The 12311-nt window shown below is 45.4% G+C and carries 10 protein-coding genes; 2 read left to right on the plus strand and 8 right to left on the minus strand.

Going from position 1 to position 12311, the window contains the following annotated elements:
* Positions 1-2: 2 nt before the first annotated feature.
* The 3 genes from MHM87_RS02790 to glmU form a co-directional block, all read right to left on the minus strand.
* A complete protein-coding gene (locus tag MHM87_RS02790) occupies positions 3-815 on the minus strand; it encodes a DeoR family transcriptional regulator (protein ID WP_239257716.1) in 813 nt (270 codons plus the stop codon).
* Between the two features lie 197 nt (positions 816-1012).
* On the minus strand, positions 1013-2053 hold the full coding sequence (locus tag MHM87_RS02795) for a Gfo/Idh/MocA family oxidoreductase (RefSeq protein WP_239257717.1): 1041 nt from the start codon (positions 2051-2053) through the stop codon (positions 1013-1015).
* Positions 2054-2342: 289 nt separating this feature from the next.
* Positions 2343-3701 carry a bifunctional UDP-N-acetylglucosamine diphosphorylase/glucosamine-1-phosphate N-acetyltransferase GlmU gene (gene glmU / locus MHM87_RS02800; protein ID WP_239257718.1) on the minus strand — a complete coding sequence of 453 codons (1359 nt, stop codon included), beginning with the start codon at positions 3699-3701 and terminating at the stop codon, positions 2343-2345.
* Positions 3702-3938: 237 nt separating this feature from the next.
* Here glmU and MHM87_RS02805 point away from each other — a divergent pair, with 237 nt between their 5' ends.
* Complete coding sequence (locus MHM87_RS02805; RefSeq protein ID WP_239257719.1) at positions 3939-5360, plus strand: diguanylate cyclase; 1422 nt, start codon at positions 3939-3941, stop codon at positions 5358-5360.
* A 17-nt stretch (positions 5361-5377) separates the two neighbouring features.
* Here the strand turns inward: MHM87_RS02805 and MHM87_RS02810 are convergent, their stop codons facing one another.
* The 3 genes from MHM87_RS02810 to MHM87_RS02820 are packed head-to-tail and all read right to left on the minus strand — an operon-like array spanning position 5378 to position 8301.
* Positions 5378-6262: a DMT family transporter gene (locus MHM87_RS02810; RefSeq protein WP_039229072.1), complete on the minus strand. Its 885-nt coding sequence runs from the start codon at positions 6260-6262 to the stop codon at positions 5378-5380.
* Positions 6263-6295: 33 nt separating this feature from the next.
* A complete protein-coding gene (locus tag MHM87_RS02815) occupies positions 6296-6844 on the minus strand; it encodes a methylated-DNA--[protein]-cysteine S-methyltransferase (protein WP_239257720.1) in 549 nt (182 codons plus the stop codon).
* Between the two features lie 14 nt (positions 6845-6858).
* On the minus strand, positions 6859-8301 hold the full coding sequence (locus tag MHM87_RS02820) for an Ada metal-binding domain-containing protein (protein ID WP_239257721.1): 1443 nt from the start codon (positions 8299-8301) through the stop codon (positions 6859-6861).
* A 299-nt stretch (positions 8302-8600) separates the two neighbouring features.
* On the opposite strand from MHM87_RS02820, the gene MHM87_RS02825 reads away from it, so the two are divergent.
* Positions 8601-9749 (plus strand): serine hydrolase domain-containing protein, encoded by a 1149-nt coding sequence (locus tag MHM87_RS02825; protein ID WP_239257722.1) that lies wholly within the window; start codon positions 8601-8603, stop codon positions 9747-9749.
* A 43-nt stretch (positions 9750-9792) separates the two neighbouring features.
* Here the strand turns inward: MHM87_RS02825 and speA are convergent, their stop codons facing one another.
* Both speA and MHM87_RS02835 read right to left on the minus strand, forming a co-directional pair.
* Complete coding sequence (gene speA, locus MHM87_RS02830; RefSeq protein ID WP_014951242.1) at positions 9793-11703, minus strand: biosynthetic arginine decarboxylase; 1911 nt, start codon at positions 11701-11703, stop codon at positions 9793-9795.
* 158 nt (positions 11704-11861) lie between these two features.
* Positions 11862-12284 (minus strand): hypothetical protein, encoded by a 423-nt coding sequence (locus MHM87_RS02835; RefSeq protein WP_039233749.1) that lies wholly within the window; start codon positions 12282-12284, stop codon positions 11862-11864.
* Between the last annotated feature and the right edge of the window lie 27 nt (positions 12285-12311).

Genomic DNA, 12311 nt, shown 5'->3' on the forward strand with positions numbered 1-12311 from the left:
GATTATTCTCCACTTGGCGCTGCAATAAGTACTGTCACGCCCTGATTTTCAATATTAAGTTTGTCTTGTTCACTAATGCCTTCATCAGTGATCAAAACAGAAATGTTTTTCCAGCTTAGCTCTAGGTTAGGCATTTTATGCGTTAATTTCTTTGAACTGGCTACTATAACCACCTTACTCGCCGCCACAGCCATGGCGCGGGTTACACCAATAAGCTCGTTAAAAGTGGTGGTGCCTCTGGTGACATCTATGCCCGCGGCACCAATAAACGCAATGTCAAAACTATAGGCACTAACCAACTGTTCAGCCATCGCGCCTTGAAACGACTGAGATTGGGCATCCCATGTGCCCCCTACCATTAACACCGTCGGCTCTTTTTCACTTTGAGTAAGGTAATTGGCGGTTGATAACGTGTTGGTCATTACCACTAAATCATCGATATGTGATAAATGGGGTAAGATGGATGCGGTGGTAGACCCGCAGTCTATAACGAGCTTATTGCCCGGTTTGACCAAGCTCGCTGCAAGTTGGCCTATAGCGTTAATTGCTGGGCTAGTAGTTGAATTCGTGAAAGGGTCACTGGTAATTAATTGAGATGGCCCAGCATTTGAGTTGGTAGATGATGGTACAGGTACTGCGCCACCAAACTGTCGAATCAGTAAACCTTGCTGCGAAAGGGCTGCGAGATCTTTTCTAATGGTGACTTCAGACGTAGCAAAACGCACGGCCAAATCTTCAACTTGTGATTGACCATGCTCTTTCACCCACGCCACTATCTGCTGGCGGCGCTGTTCAACTGATTTACTACTTTTCAATATAACCTCATGCTCTTGCCGCCTTCTCGCTAAACCTTCCTGTACGCGTTGTTCCAATTGAGAACAAGCCATGAAAAGTCTGCAAAACAGTCCGCAAACACATCTTCAACATTCAACCATAACTTTCAAAACGAAAGTTATTAATTTTAAAGTGAAAGCATCGTAAGTTAAATTGAAACGACGATCAAGATAATTGTTTAATTAAACGCCAGCGATTTCTTTTGAGCACTCGCTTTTATGGCTAGCTCAATGACTTTGATAACAGGTACGACCGTACTCGCGTCAGCCGGCGAGAATTTACCGTCTTCAATAGCGTGAGCAAGCCGATTGAAAAACGTGAGATATTCACCCTTCAATGTTGTCACCGTCTCTTCAACTAGCTGGCCGCTTTCATTGACCACAGCTAGCACACCATGCTCGTTGTCTTTTGTAATCGCCCAGTGTTCATCATCAAAGGATAGCTCTGCACGCAATTGATCTTCTTGCGGATCTAAATAGAACTTTCGAAAGCTGCCTTTTGTGCCTTGCAAGTCGTAGCGCAATGTCGCGCTGGCCTGAAAAGCTGAGCTACCTAGCTTTACAACTTTATCAACATAGTGAAGTGTTACATCGAACGTGTCATCTGACTGCCCATTTTCACGCAAGGCCTGTATGCTTGCCGACACTTCTTCCGGCTCGCCGAAAAGCTGTAGCGCCTGGTCGATTAAGTGGGGACCTAAATCCCAGAAGATACCGCTTCCTGGCCCTGCATTTTCACGCCATCTGTCTCGTGGTACCGGGCGAAATCGGTCGAAGCGGCTTTCCAAACGTTTAATGTCGCCAAGTTTTCCATCGTTAATTAGCTGCTTAATCGTAAGAAAATCGCCATCAAAACGTCTATTGTGATAAACACAAAGCTGTTTATTTTGAGAATGAGCAAGCTCTACTAAAGCTTCTGCTTCTTCACTATCTAATGTAAATGGCTTTTCTACCAATACGTGACAGCTGTGCTCTAATGCCAGTTTCGCCTGTGGCCCATGAAGGTGATTTGGGGTTGTAATAACCACCAAGTCTACATCGTGAATTTTAAGCGCTTCTTCCAACGAGCCATACACTTCAGCATGGGGTAAAACTGCGTTAACCACATCAGGTTTTGAAGAGATAACCACATCGACAGAGAACTGCGGTAGATAATTTAGAAATGGCAAATGAAAGGTTGTGGCGGAAAATCCAAAGCCAACCAGAAGTGTAGATATCATCGCATATCCTTGTGTAACGAGAATTAAGAGGTAAGTAAACACACACTATCAGTAATGATAGATAGGGGAAACCTTAGATAGTTCATTATTTAGAAGACAGATAGCTGAATGAGTTGCGTTTACAGCGACACAGTAGACGTTAATTTAAGCCCTCTGATTTTGTCATCTTTCTGACTGGGCGATATTTTGATGGGACTGAAGAAGAAACTGGGCTAGCTAATCACTATTTGTGTTTGCCAGCCCTATTTCATCATGTAACCCGTTAGTGAGCTTTAATTAGGGTACGCCTTTATTTTTTGATCGGGCGCGGCCAATTTGGAATATTGCGCTGCTTACCGCGGGCAACGGCTAGCGCGTCTTCGTCTACGGTTGACGTGATCACGGAACCAGCACCTACGGTAGCCCCTTTGCCAATGTTTACAGGCGCGACAAGCGACGAGTTTGAGCCGATAAAGGCATTGTCGCCGATGACGGTTTTGGACTTGTTCACACCGTCGTAGTTACAGGTAATTGTGCCTGCGCCAATGTTCGCTTTGGCACCCACTTCTGCATCGCCTAGGTAGGTTAAGTGATTCGCTTTGGCGCCCTCGCCTAAAATAGCCTTCTTCATTTCCACGAAGTTACCCACTTTGGCATTTTTCTGCATTACTGCACCAGGGCGTAGTCGAGCGAAAGGCCCGACCGTACAGGCTTCACCTACACTGGCTTCTTCAACAATAGAATTAGCTTCAATTACAGCGTTATCAGCAATAGTACAGTTGCGCAGAATACAGTTAGCGCCAATGTTGACGTTGCTACCAAGTGTCACCTTACCTTCAACAATAACGTTAACGTCGATAATTACGTCGTTACCGGTTTCAAGCTGGCCGCGTAAGTCAAAACGAGCAGGATCCAGCAAGGTCACGCCATTGGTCATTAGCTCCTCGGCTTGGCGACGCTGAAGCGCGCGCTCCAGGTTAGCTAACTGCAAACGATTATTAACGCCTTCAACTTCTACCGCAGACTGTGGCTGTGCTGACTGAATTCGTTTGCCTTCGGCCGCTGCCATGGCAATAACGTCGGTAAGGTAATACTCACCTTGCGCGTTATCATTGCTTAACTCGCCCAACCAGCGCTTAAGATCAACGCCAGACATCATCATCATACCGGTGTTAATTTCTTTAATTTCACGCTGGGCATCAGTGGCGTCTTTGTGCTCAACTATCGCGGTAATGTTGTCATTCTCACGAATAATGCGGCCCATGCCTGTGGGGTCGTCTAAATTTACAGTGAGCAGTGCTAAATCACAGCTCTCCTTCGCAGCTTTTAACGCACTTAGTGTCTCTTCGCGAATAAGTGGCGCGTCGCCAACCAGAACAAGCACGTCTTCCTTGTCTTTAATATGAGGTGCCGCTTGCTGAACAGCGTGGCCTGTACCTAACTGTTCTGCCTGTAAGCACCAGTTTAGATTGTCTTCAACAACCGTTGCCTTTAGTTGGTCGCCGCCATGACCGTAGACCAAATGAATATTGTCAGCACCCAGTGATTTTACTGTGTTGATAATTCGCTGCACCATAGGCACACCACCTACTTTGTGTAACACCTTAGGTAACGACGATTTCATACGAGTACCTTTACCCGCCGCTAAAACAACCACTGAGAAAGCCATATAATTCCTTTATTTCGCAAAGAGAATGAAAATCGGAGCATAGTGTAACCAAGGGAATAGCATATGTCAGCGGTTCATTCGTGATAAAAAGCTATTTGCAGAGTGCGAAAACTAGGTGTTTTCCTTCATTGTTATTTAGTCTAAAGTTAATGATAGTCACCTAGTAGTTCAATATTGCAACAGGTATACTTACCATTATAGGTAAAGTTCAGTCAGGCAAGGGAGCATGCGCAGTCTGTGAACACATTTAGAACACTGCATAGAAGCATTTTAGTGTTATTCGCGGTAGTGGTTATCGCTATCGTTACACTGGTACATTTTAGTATTTCCAAGATTGTTGCCGAGCAGAGTCGCGCGCAACAACAGTCACTTTCGCCCGCAATCTCACTTATTGTGGAGCAACTTTTAAAACCACTCCATATTTCAGAAGCTTTGGGGCATTCCACCGAGTTAGTAGACTTGATGGATGGAGAAACGATTGACCAAGAGGCTGTTTTCAAAACATTGGATCGTCTTGAAAACGAGTTTGGGTTGTCTTTCTTTATTGCCAGCGAGGCAGACAGAAAACAATATAATTCTGATGGCAGCATAATTAACCTGATTGAAGGGGAAGTAAGCTGGTATTTCAAGTACAAGGACTACCCTACCGATGCCGTGGCAGATATCGGTAAATGGGAAGACACCCATTTCTATATTGATATAAAGATCCACGATGAAGATGGCCGCTTCTTGGGCTTCTTTGGTGTTGGAAAGAGTCTGCGCAGTTTTATCGGGGTCTTCGATACCTATAAGCAAGAGTACGGCTACGACTTTTTGTTTGTAGATGGTGAGGGTGACATTATGCTGTCTTCTGATCCTAATCTTATTGCGTCTTACTCTGATTTTACCAATTTGTCAGAATTGCCTTGGTATGCCAGCCTTCCCCTTACTATCCAGAACGAGCAGGCACTCAACAATAAGTTAGTGACTATCGACCAGAATGATTACCTTATTGCCGAAGTAAAACTTAATCAATTTGGTTGGACGGTGTTTTTACTCAGTCCACTTGAAGAACGTCAGGCTGAAATTTCACAAGCATTTATATTCAGCGTTGTAACACTACTGGTTGTTGTATTCTCGCTGTTTTTGCTTATCTACAATCTGTTGTATTACTTCAGAAAAGACATGCAGCCAGATCTGGTTGTTCGCCATACTAACCGTCTTCCAGAAAAAGAGAATTTACAGCTTATCTACAAAACGTTGCTGGCTGAACATAAGTCACTAAGCGTAATGCTGATTAGCATTGATGAGTTTTCTGACATTGTCGACGCTCACGGCAGAAACGCAGGCGACGACTTATTAGATAAAGTTGTGGCCTACTTGGCTGAGCACTTGCGCGAGCAGGATGTATTGGGACGCTGGAGCAGTGCAGAATTCATTATTCTATTGCCGCATACCGGCCCGCATGTGGCTTTTGATATGGCACAAAATCTTCGTCACGGCATCGCTACCTTGCCGCCGCTACAAGAGTTACCAGAACTGCTTATTACAGCGTCTATTGGTATATCTTACACCGCGTCACCGCGCGCTATGCACGAAGTAACCGCGCACGCGGAAGACGCGCTTTATCAAGCCAAGCGCGACGGCAGCAACTTAGTAAGAATGCAGCTAATAGACTAGCCCAGGTTTGATTCAATCTAAGCAGGTTTAACCTTAAGGCGTTTTCTTTTGAGAACGCCTGTGGTTAACGCCACACCGAATAAAATCATTAAACCACCCACAATGGTTTGAATTGATAAGTGCTCTTGCAAGAACAGTACACCCCAAATAATGCCAAATAGTGGTACTAGGTAAGCTACAGTTATGGCTTTGGCTGGGCCGATGTCAGCTATGAGTTTGAAATACAAGATATACGCTATGCCCGTGCCACCGACAGCCAGCGCTACCGCATTTATCCATGCATTCACGCTTGGCATTGTTTCTGGCAAGGTCGCAAGCGCGAAGGGTGCTAGCATCACGCTGGCCATAGCCTGACTACCTGTAGCGACAACCAGAGGTTTAACCCCCTGCAACCATTTCTTCATCATACACGCCGCTATGCCGTAGCCAGTGGTGGCCAATAATGCAGTCAAAATAGGAAGAAAACTAATATCGCCCTCGCCGAGCTTTTGCTGACTAATAACGGTTACGCCTACAAAGCCTACAAAAAGCCCCGCTACTGCTGACTTTGTTAGTTTGTCACCTAACCACAGCCAAGCGACAATGGCGCCAAACATGGGAGCCGTGGCATTTAAAATGGCGTTCACCCCAGCCTCTAAATGCAGGCTGCTGTAATTAAACAGGACGAAGGGAACCGCCGTGTTAGCCATGCCCACCAGCGCAATGGCCAACCAGTGGCGCTTTATGTCTTTTACCGACCCTCGTATTAACAGCAATGGTAGCAATACCGCTGTAGCAAGCACGGTACGAATGGCTACTAATACATAAATGCCAAATTCTGGTGCGGCAACACGCATGAAAATAAATGAACCGCCCCAGATACCGGCTAACACCAGCAGCGAGATAATGTCTCTTATTGCCATTCTTTTATCACCATTTTCTTATCACCCATTCTTTTATAGCCCCAGTACCCCTTGGGCTCCTTCTAAATTAAGTAAATACTGCTTACGCGGTAAACCACCTGCATAGCCCGTTAGGGTTTTATTACTTCCGATTATACGATGGCAAGGTACAACAATAGCAATAGGGTTACGACCATTTGCCATACCCACGGCGCGGACAGCTTTTGGGTTGCCAATGGCTTTTGCGATATCTAAATAGCTAGCGGTTTCGCCGTATTTAACGTGCTGCAAGGCATCCCACACCTGATTCTGAAACGCCGTACCTTTAGGGCAAAGCGGTAGGTCAAACTCGCGTAAAGTACCGTCAAAGTATGCCTGTAACTGACTGCACGCTGCTTCGGTGATGGCGCTTTTTTGCGAATGAAAGCCGTTGCTTAGCATGCTTTCTTGCGCTGCAGTTTCTCTGCCTATAACCCCCTGCTTCGCGTTGGCCGTATTACCTGATTCAGCGGCACTCACGAACTCGATAGCCGTTATGCCTTTATCAGTGGCTTCAACTTTAACAAGTCCCTGTATGCTGTTCACGAAATCTGTATATTTCATACTTACGACTCTCTTTACTGATTGCTTAACTGCCACAATTGAAGGGTTAAATAACTGCGCCAAGGTGCCGCTTTTTCGGGCGCTATGGGGTACTGCTGCGCCATTTTACGAACGATTAAATCACCGCCAAGGTAGACGTCAGGATTTCTCTCCCCCCGCATTTTTAAATAGTCGAGCGTCCACGGGCCCACGCCTTTAATGGCGAGTATGTCTTCATGGCTTGGCATGTTACCGTTTATGAATAAACGAGCAAAATGACGTACGGCTTCCTTCCTCGCCTGTGGCATACGTAAGAATTCAAGACTGTTTTCGGCCACACTTTCAGGCGAGGGAAAGCTGTAGCGTTCACTCGTTATAGATTCAAGACCGTTTGACGGGAGCGCATCAGATACCGTTTCGCCCAGCTGATGTACCAGTAAAGTCACCTGGCCAATAGCCGCTTTTACACTAACTTGCTGGCCTACAATAGCCCGACAACCACTTTCAAATACGCTCCATGCACTGGGAAGGCGTAGCCCAGGCGTTAGCTTGCTCGGCGGTAACCCAGACTGCAATAGGCTTTGTTCAATTAAAAGTGGGTCAGCGTGAAGATCTAGTACCTGCTTTATATTTTCAATTATCGTATGAAGACGACCTAATTCAGGCATGTCGATGAGAAGTTTGAATCCGTGGCGCGCCTCGTCGTGAATGGCTTTAAAAAAGCCTACACTTTCATTGCATGAAAAGTATCGTTCATAGCTCTCGTTCGTTACTCGTTCCATCCCTTCAATAGCGCGGGTTGCCAAGAAATCTCGTACATTGGGCCAATTGTACGGCGGCCGATATGAAAGAAATAAAGAGATAGCCTTTTGTTGAACCGGCTCTTTTTTTCTAAGCTGGGTAGGAGACGTAGCGCAATATTGCTCTATGGCCCGCTGCAGTTGTCTCAGTGATTGATAGCCTGCCGTAATTGCGATATCTGTCATAGATAAATGAGTTTGTTGAATAAGCTGCTTTGCAAACAAAGTGCGCTGCATATTTTGAAACTGCTTAGGCGGTATGCCCACAGCATTGACGACCAACTTATTTAGGTAACGCTCACTAATACCCAACCGCATAGCAATATCCGCAACGCGTTCAATGGGAATAACAGATAGCAGCGACAACGCTCGGTTAATCGTTGCGCCCACGCCTTTCCACGCCGCTGAACGAGGTGCACTGTCAGGCCTGCAGCGAAAACATGGACGATAACCATGTGCCATTGCCTGTGTGGCGTGTTGAAAGTAAGTCACATTCTCTTCTTTAGGAAGTCGCGCTGGACAGATTGGCCTACAGAAAATACCGGTTGTTTTTACCGCCACAAAAAATCGTCCGTCAAAGCGCGGATCTCTGCTAAGTCTTGCTTTTGAAAGCACTGACTCAGCAGTTGTCGAGTTTTCTGAAACCCTCATGTCTGAGACAAAAAGACTGTCTGGCATTAGAATGCACTTCCCACCTGTCGTTTATCACCTTTATCTAGTGTATCGTGCATTGGCTCTGTTGGTGCGACAAAATCAGAACTCAATAATTACAAATCTTGCTAGTCGAACTTCTCTTCCTTTCTTGCATATTCTTACAACGGTTCGCTTACCGCTAGAATAAATCAAATCATTGAAGAGATAGTGAGCATAATTAGCGACATTTGATCATTGGAGCAGCTAAACGCATAATAATGCGATAATAATAATGAGCGCCTGATGGATGTATCAGAAAACCACAGGCTTAACGAGCTGACTGTATGCTGAACTCTTTGCGCACCTTCAAGCTGCGCCTGTCTAAAATTTGGCTGATAGCGATGCTAATGGTCATTACACAAAGCGCTTTTGCGGATTGGCTTGATGACTATGCTAGTTACGTTCAAAAGGAAGCCTCAAAATACAACGTGCCTGGTTATGCGTTTGTGTTTTATGAACAGGGCAAAGCGCCAAGGGTTTACGTATATGGAAGTACCCGCAAACGCGGCGGAGAGAAAGTTACAGAGAACACAGTATTCAGGCTAGCTTCTGTTTCAAAAACCTTTACTGCGTTGTTGTCAGCTAAACTTGTAGAAAAAAACCAGCTTAGCTGGGAAACGCCGATAACCACCTTATTACCCGACATTCCTTTTAAAGGCAAAGGAATGAATGCGCTGCAACTGCAACATATCGTTGGCCAATCTAGTGGCTTTATGCCCAACGCTTACGACAACCTTATTGAAGCTGACTACTCGCTGGAGCGCGTGCTTAAATCCCTGGGCGAGCTTGAACCACTGTGTGCGCCGGGTGAATGCTATACCTATCAAAATGCACTCTTTGGTGCGCTGGAATACTACTTCAGCAACAATAATACCTCTTACTCACGACAGCTTCAGGCCAATCTGTTTGCACCACTAGGCATGAAAACAGCCAGTGTTGGAAAAGGCGGATTGCTTGCATCAGAATCATGGGCTCAACCTCATATTGCTATCGCCAGAAATAAATGGCGCGAAGGAAAGGTAGAAAGCAACTACTATCGGTTCTCTCCAGCTGCTGGCGTTAACGCTAGCATTTCAGATATGACGATTTATCTGCAAGCGCTGCTAGGCGAGTTCCCCACGGTCATATCCGATGAAATGGTGGACTATGTCACTACAGAGCGCGTGAAAACGAAGCGTGAAACCTACCGCAGAGGTTGGCGCGGCATGATTGACGATGCTCACTATGGTTTGGGTTGGCGTATTTACGACTTAAATGGATTACAGCTTAACTATCATGGGGGTTGGGTAAAAGGCTATCGCGCTGACGTGGCGTTTTTGCCTGAACACAAAGTTGGCTATGTGATGCTGATGAACGCAGAGTCGAATATGATTAATTCAACGACAGCCGAGTTTTGGAAGCGTTACTTGAAAAAAACCGACGCAGATAAGTAATATCGGCATCGGCTTTTAGGTACTTTCATTCAGATATTAAACGCTACTGTTTTAGATAGGTATAACCTGCCAAACAGTTTTCGTAAAAATCAGTCCAGCGAACCCCTTCTCGAGGATTCAATTTTCCGTCCCACACTTGCTTGTCTATCATGCGTTTTACGTCTGATGCCATTGCGCGCGGGTTATACTGCATAACGTTAAGTACATCTTCTACCGATGAACCCTTCACCACTTCTTCAATGTAAAAGTCTTCAGGATCGTCATCATAGCTGTATATATGCACTTCATTTAAGCGACCAAACAAGTTGTGCATGTCGCCCATAACGTCTTGATAAGCGCCCGTTAAGAACAAACCAATATAGTACGGCTCATCTTTCTTAAGTGGGTGCATTGGCAGTACGTCAGTAATTTCACGGCCAATAGTGAACTGATCAATTTTACCGTCGCTATCACAGGTAATATCCACCAGCGAGCAATTGACCGTTGGCTCTTCATTCATACGAATAAGAGGCACTACCGGCAGCAGCTGGTCGATAGCCCATGTATCAGCAGCCGACTGGAATACAGAGAAGTTACAAAGGTACTGAGACGACAAACTGTAATCTAGCTCTTGAAGCTCTTCTGGAACATATTCTTCGTTGCGATACCACTGCTGTAAGCGACCCATAATTTGCCAGTACAGCGTTTCGATTTTGCCCAGCTCTTCAAGTGACAACACGCGTAATTTAAATGCATCTAGCGCTTGCTCTTTATACTGCGACGCATCGTTGTAAATTTCATGCATGTTCGTTTGTTCATCAAACGTGTCTGCAAGTTCGCGCATATTCTTAAGGAAGAAGTGTTCACCCGCTTTTGCTGAAGTATCCATTTGCGACGCATTCGACTTAATTTCGCCCACAATTTCCGTGATAACACAGCTGTGGTGCGCAGTGATTGCACGTCCACTTTCACTAACCAGATGCGGGTGCGGCACGCCTTCAAGGTCGCACATTTCCTTCATGCCATAGACAACGTCAGCCACATACTCCTGCATGCTGTAGTTGCGCGACGATTCATTAGTTGAATTACTGCCGTCGTAATCGATACCAAGGCCACCGCCTACATCAACATAATCTAGCTCGAAGCCCATTTTGTGAAGGTCTGCGTAAATACGCGCGCCTTCGGTTACCGCTTCTTTAACCGCACGAATGTCTGTTAATTGGCTACCAATATGGAAATGCAGCAGCTTTAAACAGTGCGCCATGCCTTGCTCTTCAAGGTAGCGGGCTGCGTTAATGATCTCAGTAATGGTTAAACCGAATTTCGCACGTTCACCACCAGAGCTTTCCCACTTACCACGGCCTTTCACCGTCATTTTTGAGCGCACACCAATGATAGGATCGATATCCAGCTCTTTGGCTATTTTTACCAAAAGAAGAAGCTCGGTGTATTTTTCAACTACTACCACAACGCGGCGACCCAGCTTTCTGCCTAGCAGTGCTAGACGCATAACTTCGTCGTCTTTATAACCATTTAGAATAGTCAGCGACTCTTCGTTGGTATTCATGGCAAGTACAGTAAGAAGCTCGGCTTTTGAGCCTGCTTCTAAACCGTAGTTAAAAGGCTTGCCCGCATCGACAATTTCCTCAACCACTTCGCGCATTTGGTTAACTTTTACCGGATACACGCCTTGGTATTGGCCTTGGTATTCGGCTTCTTCGATGGAGCTTCTAAATGCTTTGTTCAAGCCTGCAACTTGCGAGCGCAGAATATCGTGGAAGCGCACAACAACAGGAAACTGTACGCCTTCTTTGCGGATATCTTCAATTACCGAATTAAAGTCGATTCGAATGCTAGGATCTTCAGGAACAGGGGTAATATGGACGTTGCCGTTTTCACCAATTTGAAAATAGCCGCCACCCCATTGAGACACGCCATAGACGCGCTCCGCTTCTTCGATGCTCCAATCTGACAATTTATTCACCTATTTGTAAGTGGGCTAGGCCAATACCTAGCATAGAAAGTGCGAAAATAAGCAGCGTATTATAGTCAACGTAAGACTGAACGCGATAGTTGTTGCGATATAAAATATCTATTGTCGCGACGAATTTTGTTTATCGAACGCGGACTTTTTTAGCCTATCCAAGTTCGAACATAATCTATAACAACGTTATCTGTTTTTTCTTCACAATGGGTTATAAACTCTGAGATGCTTTGAGTACGTTCAAGTTCAAATCCCAGTTTAATTGATGGCGCGCTAAAAAACTTCTCTGCAATGTGATCAGCATCTGTTGCTTCATCTTCCAGCCATGTCTCGCTGAGCTGACTTCGCCTATCTAACTTAATGGGCGCTTTTATTTGATTGAAGGTATCAGAATTGGGGATTTGCCAACTACGCATGTCTACAAATAAGTGAAAGGGTCGGCCTTTACGGGTTTTCAAGCAATCAGAAAGCTTAGCAAGGTACTGAATGTTCGTAGACATATCCCACTTACCGCGAAGCGTGACCAAAATACAATTTCTAAACGGCTCAATATGAAAAGGGGTCGTAGACATTTACTCGTACATCTCTATGCGACTATA

The sequence above is a fragment of the Alteromonas sp. Cnat3-28 genome (assembly GCF_022348265.1).
In the GTDB taxonomy this organism is placed as follows: domain Bacteria; phylum Pseudomonadota; class Gammaproteobacteria; order Enterobacterales; family Alteromonadaceae; genus Alteromonas; species Alteromonas macleodii.

Bases quoted from the DNA above. Each gene is read 5' to 3' on its own strand.
- MHM87_RS02815 (WP_239257720.1), bottom strand. From the start codon at position 6,844: ATGAAATATACAGATTTCGTGAACAGCATACAGGGACTTGTTAAAGTT.
- MHM87_RS02795 (WP_239257717.1), bottom strand. From the start codon at position 2,053: ATGATATCTACACTTCTGGTTGGCTTTGGATTTTCCGCCACAACCTTT.
- glmU (WP_239257718.1), bottom strand. From the start codon at position 3,701: ATGGCTTTCTCAGTGGTTGTTTTAGCGGCGGGTAAAGGTACTCGTATG.
- MHM87_RS02835 (WP_039233749.1), bottom strand. From the start codon at position 12,284: ATGTCTACGACCCCTTTTCATATTGAGCCGTTTAGAAATTGTATTTTG.
- MHM87_RS02825 (WP_239257722.1), top strand. From the start codon at position 8,601: ATGCTGAACTCTTTGCGCACCTTCAAGCTGCGCCTGTCTAAAATTTGG.
- MHM87_RS02810 (WP_039229072.1), bottom strand. From the start codon at position 6,262: ATGGCAATAAGAGACATTATCTCGCTGCTGGTGTTAGCCGGTATCTGG.
- MHM87_RS02820 (WP_239257721.1), bottom strand. From the start codon at position 8,301: ATGCCAGACAGTCTTTTTGTCTCAGACATGAGGGTTTCAGAAAACTCG.